This is a genomic window from Hydrogenophaga aromaticivorans (assembly GCF_013387465.1).
Classification (GTDB): Bacteria; Pseudomonadota; Gammaproteobacteria; order Burkholderiales; family Burkholderiaceae_C; genus Hydrogenophaga; species Hydrogenophaga aromaticivorans.
In genome coordinates this window covers 15,461-37,468 of the sequence record NZ_VYGV01000027.1, presented here as the reverse complement: position 1 = coordinate 37,468, position 22,008 = coordinate 15,461, and the positions used below count along the sequence as shown (strand labels likewise).

The 22,008-nt window shown below is 68.1% G+C and carries 20 protein-coding genes and 2 riboswitches; of the genes, 3 read left to right on the top strand and 17 right to left on the bottom strand.

The annotated features are described in order from the left end of the window. Position 1: 1 nt before the first annotated feature. The 9 genes from F3K02_RS24690 to aroE form a co-directional block, all read right to left on the bottom strand. Positions 2-448: a tripartite tricarboxylate transporter TctB family protein gene (locus F3K02_RS24690; RefSeq protein ID WP_177139036.1), complete on the bottom strand. Its 447-nt coding sequence runs from the start codon at positions 446-448 to the stop codon at positions 2-4. A gap of 79 nt (positions 449-527) precedes the next feature. After that, positions 528-1,517 carry a Bug family tripartite tricarboxylate transporter substrate binding protein gene (locus F3K02_RS24685; RefSeq protein WP_177139034.1) on the bottom strand — a complete coding sequence of 330 codons (990 nt, stop codon included), beginning with the start codon at positions 1,515-1,517 and terminating at the stop codon, positions 528-530. A 114-nt stretch (positions 1,518-1,631) separates the two neighbouring features. Further along, entirely contained in the window at positions 1,632-3,053 is a 1,422-nt protein-coding gene (locus F3K02_RS24680; protein ID WP_177139032.1) for a sensor histidine kinase, read from the bottom strand. Beyond that, a complete protein-coding gene (locus F3K02_RS24675; protein WP_177139030.1) occupies positions 3,050-3,718 on the bottom strand; it encodes a response regulator in 669 nt (222 codons plus the stop codon). Before F3K02_RS24675 ends, F3K02_RS24680 begins: the two co-directional genes overlap by 4 nt. A gap of 19 nt (positions 3,719-3,737) precedes the next feature. Then, positions 3,738-4,538: an amidohydrolase family protein gene (locus tag F3K02_RS24670; RefSeq protein WP_177139028.1), complete on the bottom strand. Its 801-nt coding sequence runs from the start codon at positions 4,536-4,538 to the stop codon at positions 3,738-3,740. Next, positions 4,535-5,539, bottom strand: a complete 1,005-nt coding sequence (locus tag F3K02_RS24665) for a tripartite tricarboxylate transporter substrate binding protein (protein ID WP_177139026.1) — start codon at positions 5,537-5,539, stop codon at positions 4,535-4,537. The genes F3K02_RS24670 and F3K02_RS24665 overlap by 4 nt, the downstream gene beginning before the upstream one ends. 10 nt (positions 5,540-5,549) lie before the next feature. Next, complete coding sequence (locus F3K02_RS24660) at positions 5,550-6,290, bottom strand: GntR family transcriptional regulator (RefSeq protein WP_177139024.1); 741 nt, start codon at positions 6,288-6,290, stop codon at positions 5,550-5,552. 71 nt (positions 6,291-6,361) lie between these two features. Next, positions 6,362-7,252 (bottom strand): EamA family transporter, encoded by an 891-nt coding sequence (locus F3K02_RS24655; RefSeq protein ID WP_177139022.1) that lies wholly within the window; start codon positions 7,250-7,252, stop codon positions 6,362-6,364. A gap of 100 nt (positions 7,253-7,352) precedes the next feature. Then, a complete protein-coding gene (gene aroE / locus F3K02_RS24650) occupies positions 7,353-8,174 on the bottom strand; it encodes a shikimate dehydrogenase (protein ID WP_177139020.1) in 822 nt (273 codons plus the stop codon). 95 nt (positions 8,175-8,269) lie between these two features. On the opposite strand from aroE, the gene F3K02_RS24645 reads away from it, so the two are divergent. Then, a complete protein-coding gene (locus F3K02_RS24645) occupies positions 8,270-8,929 on the top strand; it encodes a DsbA family oxidoreductase (protein ID WP_177139018.1) in 660 nt (219 codons plus the stop codon). A gap of 1 nt (position 8,930) precedes the next feature. Here F3K02_RS24645 and F3K02_RS24640 read toward each other — a convergent pair whose 3' ends face one another. The 3 genes from F3K02_RS24640 to F3K02_RS24630 all read right to left on the bottom strand — a co-directional run bounded on the left by F3K02_RS24640 (position 8,931) and on the right by F3K02_RS24630 (position 13,910). After that, positions 8,931-9,614: a hypothetical protein gene (locus F3K02_RS24640; protein WP_218179576.1), complete on the bottom strand. Its 684-nt coding sequence runs from the start codon at positions 9,612-9,614 to the stop codon at positions 8,931-8,933. Between the two features lie 66 nt (positions 9,615-9,680). Beyond that, on the bottom strand, positions 9,681-12,182 hold the full coding sequence (locus F3K02_RS24635) for a two-partner secretion domain-containing protein (protein WP_177139017.1): 2,502 nt from the start codon (positions 12,180-12,182) through the stop codon (positions 9,681-9,683). Positions 12,183-12,245: 63 nt separating this feature from the next. Continuing rightward, positions 12,246-13,910, bottom strand: a complete 1,665-nt coding sequence (locus F3K02_RS24630) for a ShlB/FhaC/HecB family hemolysin secretion/activation protein (RefSeq protein WP_177139016.1) — start codon at positions 13,908-13,910, stop codon at positions 12,246-12,248. Positions 13,911-14,150: 240 nt separating this feature from the next. Here F3K02_RS24630 and copM point away from each other — a divergent pair, with 240 nt between their 5' ends. Further along, entirely contained in the window at positions 14,151-14,513 is a 363-nt protein-coding gene (copM, locus tag F3K02_RS24625; protein ID WP_177139015.1) for a CopM family metallochaperone, read from the top strand. Positions 14,514-14,551: 38 nt separating this feature from the next. Here copM and F3K02_RS24620 read toward each other — a convergent pair whose 3' ends face one another. The 5 genes from F3K02_RS24620 to F3K02_RS24600 all read right to left on the bottom strand — a co-directional run bounded on the left by F3K02_RS24620 (position 14,552) and on the right by F3K02_RS24600 (position 20,959). Beyond that, positions 14,552-15,184: a glutathione S-transferase gene (locus F3K02_RS24620; protein ID WP_177139014.1), complete on the bottom strand. Its 633-nt coding sequence runs from the start codon at positions 15,182-15,184 to the stop codon at positions 14,552-14,554. Between the two features lie 22 nt (positions 15,185-15,206). Then, the gene (locus tag F3K02_RS24615; RefSeq protein WP_177139013.1) at positions 15,207-17,120 is read right to left on the bottom strand and encodes a B12-binding domain-containing radical SAM protein; all 1,914 of its coding nucleotides are present in this window, start codon (positions 17,118-17,120) and stop codon (positions 15,207-15,209) included. Positions 17,121-17,225: 105 nt separating this feature from the next. Further along, positions 17,226-18,482 (bottom strand): D-amino acid dehydrogenase, encoded by a 1,257-nt coding sequence (locus F3K02_RS24610; RefSeq protein WP_177139012.1) that lies wholly within the window; start codon positions 18,480-18,482, stop codon positions 17,226-17,228. A gap of 59 nt (positions 18,483-18,541) precedes the next feature. After that, positions 18,542-18,647: riboswitch (glycine riboswitch) on the bottom strand. Between the two features lie 12 nt (positions 18,648-18,659). Then, a riboswitch (glycine riboswitch) is annotated at positions 18,660-18,756 on the bottom strand. Between the two features lie 8 nt (positions 18,757-18,764). Next, on the bottom strand, positions 18,765-19,763 hold the full coding sequence (locus F3K02_RS24605) for a Bug family tripartite tricarboxylate transporter substrate binding protein (protein WP_177139011.1): 999 nt from the start codon (positions 19,761-19,763) through the stop codon (positions 18,765-18,767). Between the two features lie 23 nt (positions 19,764-19,786). After that, positions 19,787-20,959: a M20 aminoacylase family protein gene (locus tag F3K02_RS24600; protein ID WP_177139010.1), complete on the bottom strand. Its 1,173-nt coding sequence runs from the start codon at positions 20,957-20,959 to the stop codon at positions 19,787-19,789. 106 nt (positions 20,960-21,065) lie between these two features. Between F3K02_RS24600 and F3K02_RS24595 the strand changes: the two genes are divergently transcribed. Continuing rightward, a complete protein-coding gene (locus F3K02_RS24595; protein WP_177139008.1) occupies positions 21,066-21,971 on the top strand; it encodes a LysR family transcriptional regulator in 906 nt (301 codons plus the stop codon). Positions 21,972-22,008: the final 37 nt, after the last annotated feature.

Below are 22,008 nucleotides of genomic sequence, written 5' to 3'. Positions count from 1 at the left end.
GTCAGCTCCCTCCGAGAACGGCAGACAGCGGGCCGGTGGGCAACACCACGTCCAGCACCTTGTCGAACAGCAGGAACAGCACCAGGCCCAGCGCGGCGCCACCAGCCAGCGACTGTTTCCAGCTGCCACCGAACGCCATGCCCACCGGCAGCGCCATCAGCGCCGTGGCCAGCGCAAAGCCCAGCCACTGGAACAACAGCGCGTAAACCAGCACGGCACCCGCGCACAGTGCGGTGGCCTTCCAGGGCACGCCGCGAAAGGACTCGGCCCCCGCCGTTGGGCGCAGCACCAGCCACAGGCCAGACAGGCCCAGGCCGACGGCCAGCAGCAGCGGAAACGCGCGCGGGCCGACGGGTTCGTAGGAGATGGCGGCGGCGTAGTCTTGCGCGGCCCAGGCCATGGCGGCGGACGCGACAACACACACCGCGCCGAGCAGGCGGTCACTCATGGGGAGACTCCGGTGGGGAAAAGGATGCGAGCGACCGCAGTGGGTGGCGCCGCGATGCGGGGCCGAAGCCCCGCGGGGATCACTTGGCGGCGACGACGTTCAGGCCGAACTCTTCGGCCAGCTTGCGGTAGCCGGCCACCTGTTTCTTGACATAGGCGTCCAGCGGCGCGCCGGTCATGGCCATGGGGAACAGACCGCGCTCGTTGCGCAGCTTGTCGTAGGCGGGCGTGGCCATCAGCTTGGCAAAGGTGTCGGCCCAGACCTTGTAGTCGGCGTCGCTGACCTTGGGGCCGACGTAGAAGCCGCGCACGATGGGCCAGTCCACGTCGTAGCCCTGTTCGGCGGCGGTGGGGATGTTGGCCATGTCGCCCGTGAGGCGCTTGTCGTTCATCACCGCCAGGATGCGGACCTTGGCGCCGGCCTTGATCTGCTGCCCGGCCTCGGCCGCGTCGCCGGTGAACACGTGGATGTGGCCGCCCTGCAGCGCGGTCAGCGCCTCGCCACCGCCTTCAAAGGCCACGTAGCGCATGGTCTTGGGGTTCACGCCACCGGCGCGCGCGGTCAGCGCGGCCTTCATCCAGTCCTGGCTGCCCACGGTACCGCCGGCACCCAGCACCACCTTGGTCGGGTCGGCCTTCATGGCCGCCATCACGTCCTTGAGCGATTTGAAGGGCGAGTTCTCGGCCACGACCACGGCGCCGTAGTCGGTGCCGATGGCGGCGAGCCAGCGCACGTCGTTCTCGGTGTAGCGGCCGAACTTGCCCTGGGCCAGGTTCAGCAGCGAGCCGCCCGAGAAGGCGACGATGGCGTTGGCCGCGTCGGGCTTCTGCGCGATCACGGTGTTGTAGGCCACGGCGCCGATGCCGCCGGGCATGTAGGTCACGCGCATCGGGTCGGCGATGAACTTGCCCTCCTGCAGCGCACTCTGCACCAGCTTGCAGGTCAGGTCAAAACCGCCGCCCGGCTTGGCGGGGGCGATGCATTCGGTTTTCTCCAGGGCGCCAGCGGCGAATGCGCTGAGGGCGCTGGCCGAGACGGCGGCGGCGATGAACTTGGACGTGATGCTCATGAAAATGTCTCCTCGAAGGGGTGGAACGCTCGCAACGGATCTGTTGCGATGAGGGCACTGTAGAAAAAGCGCACTTTCAGACCGCTTTCAGGCCAGAGGCGAATTTTTCAGGGTTTACCCGCATGAGGTGGCGGGGGCGCCGGTGCCGGCCAGTTCCATCGTGACGGCCAGCCCGCGCCCCTCGGGCCCGGCGCTCACACGCATCCCGCCGCCGTGGCGCTGGGCCACGGTGCGCGCAATCGCCAGCCCCAGGCCGGAGCCGGGCAACTGGCCGTGGCGGCCACGGAAGAAGCGCTCGCCAGCGCGCGCCAATTCCTCGGGCGGCAGGCCCGGGCCGTCGTCGACCACGCTGAAGCGCACATGGCGCCCATCGGCGGCCACGGCCAGCGTCACGTGGCAACCTGCGCCGCCGTGGCGGATGGCGTTGTGCAGCAGGTTGGACAGGGCTTCCTTCAGCAGGCCGGGCTCGCCGCGAAAGGGCAGCGTGGCCATGGGCGCGGCCAGGCCCAGGTCCACCCCCTGCTCGCGTGCCAGCGGCCACCAGCGGCGCACCAGGTCTTCGGCCAGCACCACGGCGTCCAGCGCTTCGGGTTCGGGCGCGGCACTGTCGGCCTTGGCCAGCGAGAGCATCTGGTTGGTCTGGCGGATGGTTTCGTCGAGCTGCTGGCGGATGTTGTCCATCACCTCGCGCAGCGCGGCGGGGTCGGCCTCGCGCTGGGCATAGGCCACCTGCGTGGCCAGTGTGGTCAGCGGCGTGCGCAGCTGGTGCGAGGCGTCGTCCACGAACTGGCGGCGCGCTTCGGTCTGTTCGCGGTTGCGTTCGATGTGGTGGTTGAGGGCGCCCACCAGCGGCAGCAGCTCGGCGGGCACGCCGTCGCTGTCCATCGGGGTGAGGTCTTGCGGGGCGCGGGCTTCGACGTCCTGGCGCAGGCGGGCCAGCGGGCGCATGGCCCAGGCGATGGCCAGACCAAACAGGGTGCTGGCCACGACCACCAGCAGGAAATCGCGCGCCACCGACTGCAGCACCAGGCTGCGCTGGAAACCGGTGCGGGCTTCCAGTGTTTCGGCCACCTGGATCACCACACGCTGCGGCCCCGCCTGCCCGGCCAGCGGCGTGGCCAGCTCGCGCGCGTAGCTGCCCACGCGCACCGGCTCGCCAAAGTACACGCCCTCGTGGAACTGCGGCTTGCTCGAAAGCAGGGGCTTTGGCGGTGGCGGCAGGTCGGAGCTGCCGATCTCGACCAGCCCGTCTTCGGTGGCCACGCGGTAATACACCTGCCCATTGGCGGTGAGCTCGAAGAACTCCAGCATGCGGTAAGGCAGCTCGACACTGAGGCCGCCGCTGGCGGTGGAAATGCTGGAGTCGATGGACTTCACTGCGCCGAGCAGGGAGCGGTCGTAGGCGGCGTCGGCCGCTTCGCTGGCGGTGCGCCAGGCGAGCCAGAGTTCGGCCGAAAACACCAGCAGCAGGCCCGGCACCAGCACCACGAGCAACATGCGGCGGATGCTGCCGGCGAGCCAGCGCGGCATTTTCATGGCGGGCATTCCAGCAGGTAGCCCATGCCGCGCAAGGTGGTGATGCGCACCGGCGAGGCTTCCAGCCGCTTGCGCAGGCGGTGGACCAGCACCTCGATGGCTTCGGGGTTCACGTCCTGCTCGTCGGAAAACACGCGCTCCACCAGTTCGCGCTTGGACAGCGCTTCGCCACTGTGCTGGATCAGCGCGCGCAACACCGCGTGTTCGCGCGGCGTGAGCGTCAGCGGTTCGTGTTGCAGGCGGAACTGTTTGGTGGCGCTGTCGTAGCCGAGCGGGCCGCAGGCAAAACGCGGGTGTTCACTGCCCCGCGAGCGGCGGATCAACGCGATCAGGCGCGCTTCGAGTTCGCTCAGCTCGAAGGGTTTGGCGAGGAAGTCGTCGGCCCCGCCGTGCAGGCAGGTCACGCGCTCCATGAGCGAGTCGCGCGCGGTGAGGATCAGCACGGGCAGGCGTTCGTCGGCCTCGCGCAGGTCGGCCAGCACATCGTGCCCGCCCAGGCCAGGCAGACCCAGGTCGAGGATCAACGCGTCGTATCTGGTGGTCTTGAGGCAACGCCGCACCAGGCGGCCGTCGTTCACCCAGTCGACCTGGAAGTCGTTCTGCGCAAGCGCCTTGACCAGCCAGGTGCCCAGTTCGGTTTCGTCTTCGGCGAGCAGGATGCGCATGCCCCAGTGTCCCCGGTGTTCAGGCGTAGAGCAAGGCGCCGGCCGCGCGCACGGTGGCGGCGCGGGCCTCGCCCAGGGCCTGCACCACCGGCTGCCAGAGGCTGTCGTAGGGCGGCAGGGCGTCGTGCTCGAAGGCGGTGTGCGGCCAGTCGGATCCCCAGACGAGATGTTCGCCCATGAGTGTGGCCACGCGACCGATGTGGCCATGCAAGACCTCGTAGGGCGTGCTGGCCTGCAGCCGGTACCAGCCCGAGAGCTTGACCCACGCGCCCTGTGCAGCCAGGCGTTCCAGAAAGGCCCAGGCGGGATCGGCGGCGCTGATGCCCGCGTGCAGGCCGGCCAGGTGGTCGATCACGGCGGTCAGGCCACTGCCTTCGTGCAGGTCCGCGATGGCGGCCAACTGGTCGGCCCGGGCGTACCACTGCACATGCCAGCCACGTGCCTTCAGCCGGGGAGCGAGGGCGCGAAAAGCCTCGGGGCCGTTGCCCACCGGTGATACCAGGTTGAAGCGCACGCCGCGCACGCCGAGCCGGTGCATGGTGTCGAGTTCGGCGTCGGTGACGGCGGTGTCCACCACCGCGACACCCCGGTGACGGCCCGGCTCGCGGGCCAGCGCCCGCAGGATCAGGCCGTTGTCGGTGCCATAGACGCTGGGTTGCACCAGCACGAGATGGCCCATGCCCAGTGCCGTGGCGGTGTGCTCGATCTCGGGCAGGTCGCGCAGCACCGGCTGGTAGTGGCCGGCCTGTGCCGGGTGCGTGGGGTCGAACACATGCACATGGCAGTCCCAGCCATCCGCAGGGGTGTGGTGCGTGTTCATCCGGTGGTGATGTTCCGTTCCTTGATCACCTTGGCCCACAGCGCCTGCTGCGCAGCGATGAACTTGCCCGCGCTCTGCTGGCTGGCGTCGGCAAACACGTCGCCACCGAGCTGGCGGATGCGGCCGAGCACCTCGGCGTCTTCCAGCGCCTTGCGGATGGCCGCGACCAGCGTGGCCTTCACATCGGCGGCCATGCCGGCCGGCCCGAGGATGGGGTTCCACTCCAGCACCTCGTAGCCGCTGACGCCGGCCTCGGCCATGGTCGGCACGTCGGGCAGGGAGCGTGCGCGCAGCGTGCTGGTGACGGCGAGCGGGCGCAGCTTGCCCGCCTTGATGTGGCCCAGCGACGAAGCCACGTTGGCAAAGAACAGCGGCACCTGTCCGCCCATCACATCGTTCATGGCCGGACCGCCGCCGCGGTAGGCCACGTGGGTCAGGGTCACACCGGCGCGCTGCTCGAACAGGGCGCCGGCCAGGTGCTGGGCCGAGCCGTTGCCCGACGAGGCGTAGTTCAGCGGACCGGCCTTGGCCAGGCGGATCACGTCTTTCACGCTCTTTGCTTCGAAGCTCGGCGTGCACACCAGCACGTTGGGGAAAGTGGCCAGCACCGCCAGCGGGGTGAAGGCGGTGGCGGCGTTGTACGGCAGCTTGGGAAAGAGCGATGGTGTGACGGCAAACGACGAGGCGTCGAGCAGCAGCACGCTGCCGTCGGCGGCCGCGCGCGCCACATGCCCGGCCGCCAGCTGCCCGCTGGCACCGGCCTTGTTTTCCACCACCACGGTCTGGCCGAGCGCGGCCTCCAGCCGGGGCGCGATGGTGCGGGCCATGAGGTCGGCACCACCACCGGGAGGATACGACACGATCAGCGTGATCGGCTTGCCGCCAGCGATCTTGCCTTGCGCGTGCGCGCCGATCCAGGGGGCTGCCAGAGTCGCGCCCGCCGCCGTGATGAGAGTGCGGCGCGAGAGCCGGACGTCGATGGGAATGCAGATCTTGGTCATGGTGTCTCCTTCAGGTGATGTTGACGGTGTAGTGAAACGCGTGCGCGTCACCGCGCGTGATGCGCAGTTCGACACAGCGCCCGGTGAGGTCGTAGGCCGAGCGCTGCACCTGCGCGCAGGGGTGGCCGGCGGGCAGGCCCAGGTGGCGGGCCTGTGAGGCGCTGAGCTGGGCAAAGCCGATGTCGTCCAGTGCGCGGTGCACGTGGACCTGCACGCGGCGCGCGAACATGGGGTAGAGCAGGTCGTCCCAGGTGCTGAGGTCGTCCTCGGCCAGCGGCTCAAACAGGTCAAGCGGGAGCCAGAGTTCTTCGAACAGGCGGGGCTGGCCGCCCATGAGGCGCAGGCGGTGCAGGCGCAAGACCGGTTCCCCGGTGCCGATGCCCAGCACCCGCGACACCGCGGCCGGCGCGTTCACACGACTGCGCTGCAGGATGCGCGAAACCGGCACCTCGCCGGTGCCGCTGTCGAAACGGAAGAAGCGCAGCATGGTCGCGCCCGAGAGCCCCTGGCGCACAAAGGTCCCTTTGCCGTGGATGCGCTCGATGAAACCCTGTTCGGCCAGCAGCTCCAGTGCCCGCCGCATGGTGCCCAGGGCCACGCTGTGTTCGGTGGCGAGCTGGCTCTCGGCGGGCAGCGCAGAGCCGGGCGACCACTCACCCGCGATCACACGCGCACGCAGCGCCTGCGCCAGCGAGGCGTAGCGGCTCAGACCGGGTTCGGCGGGCGGGACGAGGTGCAGGGCTTTGTTCATGTGATGAACTCTAGTCCTCTATAGGACTAGAGTTCATCAGTGAAAACCCTGATCGCGTCACCGCGAAGCGATCACTGCACGATTTCGTCGGCGGGACCGTGGTGGGTGTCGGGCTGCGCCGTCACCGAGCTGCCCGCAGCGGCGGCCATGATGAAGCCGATGGCCAGCCACTGCAGGCCGCTCAGCTGCTCGCCCAGCACCAGCAGGCCGAGCAGCGCGGCCACGGCCGGCTCCATGCTGGCCATGACGCCGAACGCGCTGTGCGACAGGCGTTTGAGCGCCACCATTTCCAGCGAGATCGGGATGGCGCTGGACACCGCGGCCACACCCAGCCCGAACAGCAGGATGCCCGGTTCCAGCAGGGCGCTGCCCGCGTGCCAGATGCCGAAGGGCACAACGGTGATCGCCGCCATGGTCAGGCCCAGAGCGACGGAGTGGCCCGCGTGCAGATGCCCCACGCGTTTTCCGAACACGATGTACGACGCCCAGCACACCGCAGCGCCGAGTGCGAACGCCACGCCTTCGGGATCGAGGCTGGCCACGTCGTGTCCCAGCGGCAGCAGGAGGCCGAGGCCGACGATGGCCAGCGCGATCCACACATAGTCGATGGCCCGGCGCGACGAAAAGAAGGCCACCGCGAGCGGTCCGCTGAACTCGATGGCCACCGCGACGCCGAAGGGGATGGTGCGCAGCGACTGGTAGAACATCAGGTTCATGCAGCCCAATGCCACGCCGTAGCGCACCAGGCTCCTGGCATCGGCGCGCGAGAGCGGCCAGCGCCAGGGGCGCCAGATCAGCAGCAGGAGCAACGCCGAAAAGCCCACCCGCAAGGCCGTGGTGCCGAGCGAGCCGACCTGTGGAAACAGCTGTTTGGCGAACGAGGTGCCGATGCCCAGCGCCACCACCGAGCCGAACACGGCCAGCAGGGGAACGGCCTGTGCCCAGCGAGAAGAAGATGTCATGTGCAACCCAAAACGACCCGGCGCCGGGCCGCCCCAAGGCGGGTCAGCCCCCTCGGGGGGCAGCGACCCGCGCAGCGGCGGAGCGTGGGGGACTCATGTGTCAGACCAGAGGTACCGTGAAGCGTGCGATCACCGGCTGGGTGTCCGGGCGCACGCCGCGCCACCACTCGAAGGCCTCGGCCGCCTGCTCGACCAGCATGCCCACGCCATCGGCGATGTGCTGCACGCCCGCGGCCTGAGCCTGCTTCAGGAAGGGGGTGAGGCCCTTGCCGTAGACCAGCTCATAGGCCAGCGCGCCGGGTGCGAAGGCGCTGGCTGCCAGCGGCAGATCGGCCTGCGTGAGGCCGGTGGAGGTGGCGTTGAGCACCACGTCAAAACGCTCGCCTGCCAGTTCTTCGTAGCCCCCGGTCTGCAGCGTGGCGTGGGCCGCGAAGTCGCGCTTCAGGCCGTGCGCCTTGTCGGCGCTGCGGTTGGCGATGGCGATCAGGGCCGGCTTCTGTGCCGCGATCGGCAGGATGGCGCCGCGCGTGGCTCCGCCCGCGCCGCAGATCAGCACGCGTTTGCCCGCCAGCGACACGCCCAGGTTGCGCTGGATGTCGTTCACCAGGCCCAGTCCGTCGAAGTTCTGCGCGAAGATGCGGCCACCTTCGAACTTGAGCGCGTTCACCGCGCCGGCCAGGCGGGCGGACTCCATCGGGTCGGTGGCGATTTCGAAGGCCTGCAGCTTGAACGGAATCGTCACGTTCATGCCACGGCCACCGGCGGCGATGAAGGCTTCGACCGTGGCCTTGAAGCCGTCCAGCGGGCCTTCGATGGCGGTGTATTCGATGTCCTGACCGGTGGCCAACGCGAAGGCGGCGTGGATCAACGGCGATTTGCTGTGGCCAATGGGGTTGCCGATGACGGCGTAGCGGTCGGTCATGGTGCGTGGGGTGAGCGAAGGAAAGGCGAAGCGTCGATTGTCGCGCAAGCCCATGCGCGGGCACGGGGCTTGCACCGGCCGTAACATGCCGCTCCATGAGCACCACCCTGAAAATCGATTTCGTGTCCGACGTGTCCTGCCCCTGGTGCGCGATCGGTCTCTCCGCACTGGAACAGGCCCTGGCCGCGGTGCGGGGCGACATCAGCGCCGAGATGCATTTCCAGCCCTTCGAGCTGAACCCGCAGATGGGTCCCGAGGGCCAGGACGTCACCGAGCACCTGACCCAGAAATACGGCAGCACGGCCGAGCAGCAGGAGCAGATCCGCGCCACCATCCGCCAGCGCGGCGCCGAGGCCGGATTTGCCTTCAAGCCCGAAGGCCGCGGCCGCATCTGGAACACCTTCGACGCCCACCGCCTGCTGCTTTGGGCCGATGAAGAGGGCGCCCCGGGCCAGCAGCACGCGCTGAAGAAGGCGCTGCTGACCGCGTACCACGGCCGCGCAGAAAGCCCGGCCGATCACGCGGTGTTGCTGGCGGCGGTGGTCGAGGCCGGTCTGGACGAAGGCCGCGCCCGCGAAGTGCTGGCGAGCGACGCGTTTGCGCAGGACGTGCGCGAGCGCGAACAGTTCTACAACAGCCACGGCATCCACTCGGTGCCGGCCGTGATCATCAACGACCGCCACCTGATCTCCGGCGGGCAACCCGCCGCGGTGTTCGAGCAGGCCCTGCGTCAGATCGCAGCATCCCCGGACTGATTCAGTCCGGCGTCGGTGCGAAGCCGTGCGGCGCAAAAACCGACGCCAGTGAACGCGTGTCGGGCAGCACGTAGACCACGCCTTCGGTGCCCTGAAACGCCTTCATCACCACGTCGTCGAAGAACGTCAGCGCAACGTTGATGCAGCCGAAGGAGATGCGGTTGTCATGGGCGCTGGGGGATGTCAGGCGTATTGCGCGTTGTTCCCGGGGGTTGTTGCCGCGCAGGGAGTGCAGGGAGATGGACGTTTCGTAGTCGACCCACAGAATCGGATCACCGGACAGATTTTTGGCCAGGGCCGCCACGAAACGCCCCGCGGGCGTGGTGCGCTCATGGGGTTGGATGCGGGACAGGGGCTTCTGCCCGATGCCTGGAGAAGCGTCGTCACCTTTCGCCAGACCCAGCAACGCGGGTGTGGCACCGAGCAGGCGGGCCTCGGCGCTGAAGACGAACACCTGTGCCTGGCGCTTGTCGATCAACACAAACGGCAGACCGCTGTTGTCCCCCGAACGCATGACCCAGGCGGCCACCTGGCGACTGTCGGTCGAGGCCTGGGTCCAGGCGTGATCGGCGTCCCCCGTGGGATGGTCGGGTTTTCCGACCACCAGCGGCTGCGCCGCCGCGCCCCACGCCCACACGAGCGAAGCCAGCACCGCGATCCTGGCGCCCGCTACCGCCGTCCTCATCTTGTCGGACGGGCAAAGCGGATGCGCAGGCCGGTTGCAGAGAGCGGACAGGCCCACACGCCGGCCTCAGTTGCGGTCTTGTTTCGGTGGTCGAACCGGCACCACCCTGCGGGGTGCTGGCGGCGCGACGAGCACCGGAGGCGCCACCTCGACAGGGACCACGATCGGCGCTGGCGCCACGGGCACCTGAGGCACCGGGGCAGGGGACTCCAGGGCGAGCAGGACCGGTCCGATGGGCGCCAGAGGCGCAACCGTCAAGCGATAAGGTGTTTCCTGTGCCACGGGAATGACGGGGAGGTTCCAGTTGCCCACCACCACGGTCGTGCCCTCGGACACCAGAACCCCCGGCTGTATGACCGCTGGCAGAGGGGAAGGCGCGGGCGCGGGCAGGGGCCCTGCAACGGGAGCCGGCGCTGGTGGCCTTGGCCGAGGGGGAGGTGGAGGCGCATCAACGGCGGTGATGTCGCCGGACGTTCTTAGCTCGACAGGTCCACAGCAATTGGGAACCGCAAACGCGTAGTTGGCCGTGTTGGGGTCGGCGACGTCCAGCGTGTAGCCGCTGAAGATCACTGTCTTGTCGACACCGGGGGTGGCGCTGGAAAACTGGGCGTTGGCTCCGGAGCCGGCGACCAGTGTCACGCCGGGTGGCAGGCCTTTCAGGCCGGTCAGCGTGGCGGTGGTCGTGCCGTCGAAAGTTTTGCTGGCGACCTCCGGGAACACCAGCATGTACTGGGTGAGGACGGCACCTTCGGTCAGGGAAAACTGGGGCTCGTAGTCGAACGGTGGGACGTACGACACCGGGTTGAAGTAGATCGCCGCCGGCGCGTTGGTGACGGCGGTGGTCGGCGCCGTTGGCTCGAAGGTGAGCGTGCCGCCTTCGCCCGGGCTGGTGGCGCCATAACCGGCGCTCAGCACCAGGCCTTCGGGCAGATCCAGGCTTTGCGCCGGGATGGTGCTGCCGTCGGTCACCGTGATCGCGCCGCCGATGGTCAGGTCCCCGGGGGCGCAGACCATGATGTTTCCGTCGGTCGCGGACAGGGCGCCGTTGACGGTCGCATCCCGTCCCGCCGCCAGCAGAATGCTGCCGTTGACGGTGGTGATGGCCCCCGTCGTGGCCACCGTGATGTCCCGCCCGCAGCAAACCTCCACGTTGCCATTGGTGGCCGAGATGGGCGCATTCACGGCGACATCGCGCACGGCGGAAATCTCCACGTTGCCACCGGTGGTTGATATGTCCCTATTCACGGCGACATCGTTCCCTGCGGAAACCTGCAGGCTGCCATCGGTGGTCGTGATGGCTGCGTTGATGTTCACATTACGCGAGGCGCGCAGGGACAGTGTGGTCGCGCTGCCCCATGTGACGGCATCCTCGACAAAGATATCGCCATTGCCAACCCCCGGCGCGTTGGTGATGATCACGTCGTTGTCGCCCAGCGCAAGTGAAAGAGCGCTGCCCGATATGTTGTCACCGGGGTCGCTGCCGATGATGAAATCCAGCGGGTCGATCAGCCAGGTGCCGGTCTTGCCCCGGGCCGCTGCGGTGGTGACGTTCACATTGCTGGCGATCTTGACGGACGCCGCCGAGGTCTCGATGAAACCGCCATCGCCGCCCTTCGGCGCACTGGCGTCCAGCGTGCCGCCGACCTGCATGGTGCCGGTCTGCATGCCGCCCAGCAGCAGGATCGTGCCGTTGCGGTTTTCCAGTGTCCTGGCCTGGATCACGCCGGTGTTGTTGACCGCGTTGGACATCAGGCTGGACGCGGCTTGCGTCGTCATGATCACCCGGCCCCCATCGGCCTGCAGCAGCCCGCCGTTCTCCACCAGCGCGTTGACCGTGCCCTCGTCCACGCTGACGCTGAGCAGCCGGTCGCCCGCCATGTCCAGCGTCAGGCTGCGGCCCGCTGCCAGCGCCACGGTGCCCTTCTGGGCCACAACGTCGCCCTGGTTGGTGACGCCCGCGCCCAGCAGGGCCACGTAGCCACCGTCCGCGGCCCGGATGACGCCCTGGTTGACCACCGTGCCGTTGCCGCGACCCGAAAAACGGTAGCGACCCGCCTCGAAGTCGTCGTCGGACAGGTTCAGCGTGGACGCCACCAGGCCACCCACGTTGACGTTCGAGCCGCGCCCGAACAGGATGCCATGGGGGTTGATGAGAAACACCGTGCCGTTGGCCGACAGGTTGCCGTGGATGGCGGAAGGGTCGTTGCCCACCACGCGGTTGAGCGCGATCGAGCGGCTGTCGGGCTGCACGAACCGGACCGACTCACCCGCCGCGATGCCAAAGCCCTGCCAGTTGATGGCCGCGTTGGGCGTCGTCTGCGTGATCGTCAACTGGTTCGACGGCCCGGCGATGGTGGCGTTGCCGGACGTGACCACGCCCCCGGTGGGCTGTGCCATGGCCACCGACCCGCAGGCCAGCATGACCAGCAAGGACACAGCCTTGATGCGAAAGGCGGCGCCCCCCGGGCTGCCTGCCGAAGCAGCCTTGCCCGAGTTGCGTGCGTGCTCGGAAACGGCCACGAAGGTGCCGGTGGAACGGTTCCAGATGGAGCGATGGATGTGGTTCATGTTGTACCTCCTGTGAGCGAACGGCCCGTCAAGCGCGGGCCTGCATGGGTGCTGGATGAGCAATCAGAAGTACTTGACGGCCTGAACCCAGAAACGACCGGATTTGTGCGGCGCGGACGTGGCCTCGTCACCGCCGAGTGGGCGTGCATAGAACGCCTTGAGGGAAAAATCGTTGGCGCGGGCCCAGTAGACGCCCACCCCGGCGCCGCTGAGCTGCCGGTGGTTGGCGCCTTCGCTCCAGGGGTTCTTGTTCAGGGTGACCGAACCCGCATCCACGAAGGCCACCAGCTGGACCTGGCCGGGAACCCGTTCCGACAGAGGCAGCAGTTGCCGGGCTTCCAGTGTCAGCACCGCTCCCTGGTCGGCCGAGGCCTCACCCTCGGGAAAGGCGCGCACGCCGTACATGCCGCCGAGCTGCATCTTCTCAGACGAGTCCAGATTGGTGGAGGCCACCTGCCCGGCGACCGAAGCCATGAAGGAGGTCGACGCGGTCACCTGCTGCACGCGCATCAGCTGGAAACCCAGCTTGCCGTAGCCGCCATGGGTGCGCGCGGTGGTGGCGTCGGTGGCGCGCACCGACGGCGTGCGGATGTCCAGGTCGCCGGCCGTGAGGGACAGCAGGTAGCTGTTGAAGCCGCCCCCGCCCACCATGTCGCTGTGGTCGCCATAGATCGACGCCACCGCCACCTGCGCGTGCTTTTCACTCACGAAATCGAACGCGCCCACCTGGTCGTCAAACCGCCGGTTCTCGAGGGTCAGGCCCACGCTGTGGTTGCTGTTGCGGGTGCGCAGCAAGGGGTAACTGCCGAACAGGCTGGCGGTGCGCGCCCGACCGTGGGCGTCCAGCGGCTTGAACTCCTTGCCCAGCTCATAGTCCAGCTGGCTCACAGCCACGCCCACCCGTCCCCTGCCGACGGGCACCTGGTAGGCCGCGCGCCCGTAGCGCAGGCCGGGGCCCGAGGTCAGGGCGCGCAGCGTCACCATGTCGCCCCAGCCGGCGGGGTTGTTGATGTTGAGGGTGGCGCCCACGCGGACTTCCCCCGTGTAGCGGTTGCCGGCGTTGTCGGCGTCCACACTGCCGCTGATGCGCGGACCCTCGATCACGTCCACCATCAGGTCGGACTGACCGAGCGACGCACCCGGCACCAGGGTGGACCGGACCTCGACGCCGGGCAGATCGGACAACTGCAGCAAACGGGATTCCAGCGGTTCGGAGGCGATCACTTCGCCGCTGTTCAGACCCCCCAGAATGCCGTGGGCCACCCCATCGTTCAGTCGGCTCGCGTTGTTCAGCTTCACGTTGCCATAGGTGCCTTCCAGCACCGCCATGGTCACGACGCCGTCCTTGACCTCTTGCGCCGGCAGGTAGGCGCGTCCCACCAGGTAGCCGTCCTGGCGATACCGGTTGGTCACCCGGTCGGCCATCGCATTCAGGTCGCCCAGCGTCAGGCGCTGGCCGGGAACAAACCCGGCGATGGCCATCAGTTCGCTCTCTGAATAGACGCTGGCGCCGGTCACGGCGAGCCGCTGGACCACGATGGCGCTGGCGTCCGCAGGCGCCGAAACCGGCGCGGGTTCTTTTTGAATCTCGAGCCGTGGCGCTGGCACCGTGCGGGGCGGAACCACGGGCAGCTGTTGCAGCTGCTGGCCCGCGCCTGGAACCGTCTGCGCCAGCGCGGCCAGCGACGTGGCGCACAACGCCACGGACAGTGGAAGTCTTATCAACATATGGGTACCCCTTTTGCTTTTTTTTGCCACTGAGAACAATTGGTCGCCATCTTGGCGTCGTCGGGCTTGGCGGTCTGTGCGTTGTCCAACAGATGGCTCCGGTCCGAGACATGCGGGCGGGCGGCGCCTTCGTCCCCGTGCAGGCTTTGCGACAGATCGCTGCCGGGGTGGACTGATACAGTTTGGAACGCCATGCGTTCCGACAGGTGAGGCATGCCTTCAAACCCACCGGACACCCCGATGAAAAAGACAGTGACGCTGCTGTGGCTGGCCACGGCCGGCCTGGCCTGGGCTCAGGCCACCGACCCCCATGCGGGACACCACGCTGCGGCGCCCGCTGCGGCCCAGGTGTCACCGTCCAACGCCGAGTACGAGGCGGCGAACGCGAAGATGCACAAGGACATGGCCATCCCGCTCACGGGCGACGCCGACCGAGATTTCCTGGCCGGCATGATCCCGCACCACCAGGGTGCCATCGACATGGCCCGCGTGGTGTTGAAGCACGGCAAGGACCCGAAGGTGCGTCAACTCGCCGAGCAGGTGATCGCGGCCCAGGAGAAAGAAATCGGGATGATGCGCGAGTGGCTGGCGCAGCCCAGATGAAGGTCAGCCTGAGCGGATCGGTCTGATCCGCGGGCGGTTCAGGCCGCCCGGTAGGTGCTGTCGCCGTGGGGCGCGGCGCGGAACTCGGGCAGGGCTTCGGCGGCCTGCGAGAAAGCCACGAGGTTCGGGTAGCGGCTGGCAGGCACCACCTCCGGCAGCATGTTCTGAATGAAGGCCCAGGCCACGGCGGTGCTCACGCCGGCCTGGTCCAGCGCGGTGCGGGTGAGGAGCAGCGGGTGGCTGGCGAGCTGCGCCTCCAGCCCGTCACAGGCGGCGAGCAACTGGCCGGTGACGCGCGCCACCCAGGGTTGATGCTGTTTCTCGGCCGGGCGCAGGCCGCGCTCGTAGACGATCTGCACCGATTTTTCACAGGCGGCCAGCGCGAGGCCCACGGTGCGCAGCGTGTGAGCGAGTGCTGCGGGTTCCCGGGGGATCAGGCTGCGTGGGTGGGTCAGGGCTTCGGCGTACTGCAGGATCAAGGTCGAGTCCATCAGCACCGTGCCGTCGTCACACACCAGCGTGGGCGCCTTCACCACCGGGTTGATGCGGCTGAATTCGTCGAAGGTGCGAAACACCGAGAGCGACTGGTGCTCGAACGGGAGGTCGAGCAGTTGCAGCGAGATGGCGACACGGCGCACATAGGGCGAGTCGAGCATGCCGATGAGCTTCATGGGAGGTCCTCCGGTGAGGGGTTCAGTGGTGGGCGGCGAGTGCCTTGGCGATTTTCCCGCGCTTGACGGTGGCGCGCGGCACGGGCTGCGGCAGGTGTTCGAACCAGCGGCGCACGTCGTCTTCCACGCACAGGCCGTGCATGTAGTTGTAGATCGCCTTGCGCAGGCCGCTGCCGAGCGCGTCGTGGTCGGTGCCGGTGGGGTCGATGAAGCCGATGTCGTTTTTGGCAAAGCTCACCGGCGGCAGCGGGATCAGCTGAATGCCATAGGCCGCCGGGTCCATGCCCACGGGCGAGTGCACGGTGCAGCTGAAGCGGTGGAAGAAGCCGCTCTGGATGCAGCCGGCCTCGAACAGCTGGCGCACGTATTCGAGAGCGTCCACCGTGTCCTGCAGCGTCTGGGTGGGAAAGCCGTACATCAGGTAGGCGTGCACCAGGATGCCGGCGTCGCTGAAGCCCTTGGTGACGCGCGCCACCTGCTCGACCGACACGCCTTTTTTCATCAGGTTCAGCAGCCTGTCGCTCGCCACTTCGAGGCCGCCGCTCATGGCGATGCAGCCGCTCTGCGCGAGCAGCTCGGCGAGTTCGGGCGTGAAGGTTTTTTCGAAGCGGATGTTGCCCCACCACGAGATGTTGAGCTGGCGCCGGATCAGTTCTTCGGCCAGCGCCTTGAGCGCCTTGGGCGGCGCGGCCTCGTCCACGAAGTGGAACCCGGTCTGGCCGGTTTCTTCGACGATCTGCTGGATGCGGTCGGCCAGCTTTTCGGCTGTGGCGGTTTCGTAGCGGCCGATGTAGTCGAGGCTCACGTCGCAGAAGCTGCACTTCTTCCAGTAGCAACCGTGCGCCACGGTGAGCTTGTTCCAGCGGCCGTCGCTCCACAGGCGGTGCATGGGGTTGAGCATGTCGAGCAGGCTCAGGTAGCGGTCCAGCGGCAGGCCATCCCAGGTGGGCGTGCCCACGTCTTCGAAGGGGATGTCGGGCTCGGCGAAGTTGATGTACCTGACCTCGCCGTTCTCCAGCACAAAAGTGCGCTGCAGCCGCTGGCGCCCGCGCTGCCCGTGAAGGTGCTCGATCAGTGAGAGCACCGGCCGTTCGCCCGCATCCAGCGTCACGAAGTCCACGAAATCGAAGACCCGCGGGTCGGACAGTTCGCGCAGTTCGGTGTTCACAAAACCGCCGCCCAGCGCAATGCGGATGTGCGGGTTGTGCGCCTTGATGGTCTGCGCGATGCGCAAGGCCGCATAGACCGAGCCGGGAAAGGGCACCGAGAGCAGCACCAGCGCGGGCTTGTGACGGTGGATGGCGGCCAGTGTCAGGTCGCTCAGCAGGTCGTCCACCAGCGTGGGCGGCGCAGCCAGTGCGGCCGCGAGCGGATCGAAGGTCGGCTGGCTGCTGGCCAGCGACTCGGCGTAGCGCACGAACTCGAAACGTTCGTCCACCGCGTCGCGCAGCACGTCGGCCAGGTCGTTGAGGTAGAGCGTGCAGAGGTGACGCGCCTTGTCCTGCACGCCGAGCGCGCCGAAGGCCCAGGCCAGCGGGTCACCGCTGCCGTCGTCCACGTAGGCGTCGAGCGCAGCAAAGCGCGGGCCTTCAGGCAGCAGGCCGCGCGCGGCAATGCGGTGGGCCAGCGTCGAGTCGCGACCCTGCAGGTAGGCGATGGCGGGGCCGATGGTGCTGCGGTAGGCGTCGAACTGGTCGAGGAAGGCGTGCACGCTGCCCGAGCGTTGCGCCTCGGGCTGGGCCAGCGCACGGCCGCGCACGGCTTCCAGCCCGGCGGGCGTGAACAGCTTCAGGACGAGCGCCAGCGCCAGGTCTTCCTGCACCGCGTCGATGCCGCGCGAACGCAGGAAGCCGGTGAGGTAGGCGGTGGACGGGTAGGGCGTGTTGAGCTGCGTCATCGGGGGGATGACGCTCAGCACGCGGAAATCGGTGGGCATGGGCGGCTCGGCTGGGAGTAACACAGGGAGCTTAGCCCAAGCCCGCCGCAACAGCGGGCCGGTGGGCGCCATACCCGCTGATCGCCGCTGGTTGCGCGTGCTGCGTCAGACCGCGGGGGCGGGCATCACCTGGCGCGTGTGGCGCTGTTGCGCCTGCCACTGCGCCACATGCCCGGTGAGCTGGTGTGCGGTGATGGCGGAGAGCGTCCAGCCCAGGTGGCCGTGGCCGGTGTTGTAGAACACGTTGGGCCGGCGGCCGGGGCCGACGCGGGGCAGCATGTCCGGCATCATGGGTCGCAGGCCGGCCCAGGGCTCGACGCGGCGCGTGCTCACACCCGGGAAACACTGGTTGACCCAGTTGACCAGCGGGCGGATGCGGTCGGCGCGGATATCGAGGTTCATGCCGTTGAACTCGGCCGTGCCCGCGACGCGGAAGCGGTCAACCCCCAGGCGGCTGGTGACCAGCTTGGTCTCGTCGTCCAGCAGGCTGACCTGTGGCGCGGCGGCCTGGCTCGCTTCGTCGTTGAGCATCACGGTGATCGAATAGCCCTTGACCGGGTAGACGTTGAGGCGGTCGCCCAGCTGCGCGCCGAGGGCGCGGCTGTGCACGCCGGCGCAGACCACCACCGCGTCGCCACTGACCACCTCGCCGCTGGACAGCGTGACCTGTGCGCACGCGCCATCGCTTTGCACGCGCGCCACCGCCTGGCCGGTGAGCAGCTTCACGCCCAGGCGCTCGCAGGCCAGGGAGAGGCCGTGGGTGAACTTGTGGATGTCGCCGGTGCTGTCGCTCTCGGTGAAGTAGCCTCCGTAGTACTCGCCGGCCAGCGTGGGTTCGATGGCGCGCATCTCGTCGGGGGTGACGGCGCGGCGTGGCAGGCCGCCTTCGGCCAGCAGTTTGGAAACCTCGCCTGCGTGGTCGAAGCCGGCCTTGTCGCGGTAGATGTGCAGGATGCCTTGCTGCTTCAGGTCGAAATCAATGCCTTCCGCCTGCGCCCAGCCAAACAAGTGTTCACGCGCGGCGATCGCCAGCTTCGCGGTGGCGATGGTGTTGTCGCGGTACTTGGGGATGTTTGCTGCGAACTCGGCGAACCAGCTGAGCTTGTGCCAGCTGGGCTTGGGGTTGACCAGCAGCGGCGCATCGGCCTTGAGCATCCACTTGATGCCCTTGAGCAGCGTGGACGGGTGGGTCCAGGTTTCGGCGTTGGAGGCCGAGAGCTGGCCGCCGTTGGCGTGGCTGGTTTCCATGCCCGCGTAGCGGTGTTTTTCGATCAGGGTGACCTGGTGACCCTGACGGGCCAGGGCGTAGGCGCTGGTGACGCCGGTGATGCCGCCGCCGATGACGATGAGGTGCTGTGCCATGGGAATCTCTTTGAAGGCCGTCAAACAAAGGGGCACGCCCCGCACACCGTGTGCGGGCCATGACCCCCTCTGTTTGTGACCTGAGAGATTCACCCGCCGTGGCGGCGGGCTTGCTCCTGCGGTGGGCCGGGGGACGAATCCCGGCCACTCTTCAGAGTGTTGCGCCTGGAGGGGCGCGATCGTCGATCGGTCCTTTTGCCTGAGAGTTTCCGGGGCGGTTGCTCCTTCGGCGCCAGCCTTCCCTGAGGGTGCCGGTCTCTCCCGATCGACGGAAGAAGGTGCTTATTGTGCCTGCAGCCCGATGGACTTCACGATGGCGCGGAACTGTTGGGTGCCGTCGGTATAGGCCTTGTCGGCTTCGGCGAGCGTCTGTGGTTTGGGCAGCAGCTGGCTGTTGGCTTCGAGCGCGGCGTGCACGGCCGGATCGCCCAGCGTGCCGGTGATGGCCTTGTGCAGCGCGGTGACCACGGGCTCCGGGGTGTCCTTCTTGACGAAGTAGCCGGTCCAGATCTTGAAAGTGAAGTCCTTGAGCTGTTTGCTTTCGCTGACGGCGGGGTACTGCTTCACGCTGTCCAGCCGCTCGCTGTTGAGCATGGCCAGCACCTTGACGCGGCCCTGCTTCTGCATCTCGTCGTACTTCTTCCCATAGGGCGCGAGGAAGAAGTCCACCTGGCCGGCCATCAGGTCCTGCTCGGCGGGGGCTGCGCCCTTGTAGGGCACGTGGATCATCGGGATGCCGGTGACCTTGGACAGGTGCTCGCCCAGCAGGTGGTAGAACGAACCCGGGCCGACGCTGGCGAACGTGAGCGCCTTGCCGTCTTTGGCGGCCTTGCGCGCGTAGTCCACGAATTCGTCCACGGAGTTGACCGGCAGGTCTTTCTTGGCCAGGAAGGCGATCTGCGCGGTGGCGATCATCTGCACCAGGCGAAAGTCTTCGCTCTTGAACTTGATCGATGAAATCGCCAGCGGCGCCAGGATCAGTTCATTGGGCGAACCCTGGAAGATGGTGTAGCCGTCCGAGGGACCGTTGAGCACCTTCTGCGCTGCGATGGAGCCGCTGGCGCCGCCCAGGTTTTCGATCACCACCGGCTGGCCGAGCTGCTTGCCCAGGGTGATGTTGACCGAGCGCGCGATCACGTCCGACAGGCCGCCGGCCGGGTAGGGGACCATCAGCGTCACCGGTTTGGCGGGGAAGGTCTGGGCGATGGCCGTGCCGGTCAGTCCGAGGGTGGCCAGTGCGGCGCCGGCGATGAGCGTCTGGATGCGGATGCGTGCGTTCATGGTGTTGTCTCCTGTGATGGTTCTCAAGGGGTGGGGGAAAGCAGGTCCTGCACCAGCGCGATCCAGTAGGTCGCGCCGGGGGCGATGTTGAGGTCGTTGAAGTCGTAGGCCGGGTTGTGCACCATGCAGGCGCCGGGCTCGCCGTCGGCGCCGTTGCCGATGAACAGGTAGCTGCCGGGCACGCGTTCGAGCATGAAGGCGAAGTCTTCGCTGCCGGTCAGCATGGGTCCCTGCGGGTTGATCTGCTGCGCCGGGAAATGCCGTTGCGCCACCGCCAGCGCGCGGGCGGTCTGCTGCGCATCGTTGACCAGCACGGCGTAGCCCGGGCGCCAGTCGATCTCGGCGCGCACGCCGTGGCTCTGCGCCTGGAACTGCACCAGCTCACGGATGCGCTGCTCCATGCTGTGCCGCACCTGCGGGTCCAGCGCGCGCACGCTGATCTCCAGCCGCGCCGACGCCGGGATCACGTTGTTGGCCTCGCCCGCGTGCACCGCGCCGACCGTGACCACGGCCGGCTGCATCGGGTCCACATGGCGCGAGACCACGGTCTGCAGCGCCATGATCAGCGAGGCCGCCGCGACCACCACGTCGGTGGCCTTGTGAGGCATGGCGCCGTGGCCGCCGTGACCGTGGAGCGTGACGGTGGCGTAATCGGACGAGGCCATGGTCGGCCCGCTGCGGAACACCAGCTGCCCCTGCGGCATGCCCGGCATGTTGTGCATGGCAAAGATCGCGTCGCAGGGGAAGCGCTCAAACAGGCCGTCTTCCATCATCTTCAGCGCGCCGCCGCCGCCTTCTTCGGCCGGCTGGAAGATCAGGTTCAGCGTGCCGTCGAAATCGCCTTGTGTGGCCAGGTGCTGCGCCGCCGCCAGCAGCATCGCGGTGTGGCCGTCGTGACCACAGGCGTGCATCACACCGTGGGTGCAGCTGGCCCATGCCGCGCCCGTGGCCTCGGCGATGGGCAGCGCGTCCATGTCGGCGCGCAGGCCGAGGCTGCGGCCCGATGAACCGCGTTTCAGTTGACCCACGACGCCGGTGCCGCCCAGGCCGGTCGTGACCGAGTAGCCCCAGGCGCCCAGCTGGGCCGCCACCAGCGCGGCGGTGCGGCGTTCGTTGAAGGCCAGCTCCGGGTGCTGGTGGATGTCGCGGCGCAGGCGGGTGAATGCCTGGATGGCGGCGTCACTGAGTCGTTCCATGCAAATCACTCCTGAAACATGAACTTTGTTGCATGTTAGGAAGGGCCTGAATTAAAGTCCAATGCATTGATGAGCAACAACCCATGACTTTGAATGGAGGTTCGGGATGACCCTTGTGCAACTCAGGCACTTTGTGGTGCTGGCCGAGCAAGGCGCCTTCGTGCAGGCGTCCAAGGCCCTGTTCCTCACACAGCCCGCGCTCACACGCAGCATCCAGGGGCTGGAGGACGAGCTGGGCGGGCGCCTGTTCGACCGCCTGGGGCGGCGCATCGCGCTCACGCCGTTCGGGCACGAGGTGTTGCAACGCGCCCGGCGGCTGGTGAGCGATGCGGAAGCGCTCAAACAGACCGGCAAAGGCCTGCACGCCGGCCTGATCGGCACCCTGCGCGTGGGCCTGAGCTCGGCGCCCGGCGCCTTGTTGTCGACGCCGCTGATGCTGCACATGGCCGAGCACCACCCCAAGCTGCAGCTGCAAATTTCGCGCGGCAACACGGGTGTGCTGATCGACGCCCTGCGGGAACAACTGCTGGACGCCGTGGTGGTGGACGTGCGCTCGGTGCGGCCGTCGGCCGACCTGCAGATCGCGCTGACCTTTGAGCTGGGGGCGGGTTTTCTGGTGCGGCCCGACCACCCGCTGGTCCAGCGGGGTCGGGCGGCCACCCTTGACGACGTGCTGGCCTACCCGGTGGCATCCACGCCGCTGAGCGACGAAGTGGCGCGGCTGCTGATCGGGCGCTACGGCCCGCAGGCCAACCCGGACGACATGGTGACCTTGCGCTGCGACGAGACCTTGAGCATCGTCGAGGTGGCGCGGCACAGCCACGCGATTGTGCTCACGGCGGACGTCGCGGCGCAAGGGCTGGTGCGGCTGGACATGACGCCACCGCTGGACGCCACGGCGCGCTTCGGTCTGGTCACGCTGGCACAGCGCGAGGAGGCGCCCGCCCTGCGCATCCTGCGCGAGCAGTTGCCGACGTGGGTGGCGGGTTTCGGGACGCCAACCGTGGCATGAAAAAAGGGCGCCACCGGCGCCCTTGTGAATTCCAGCC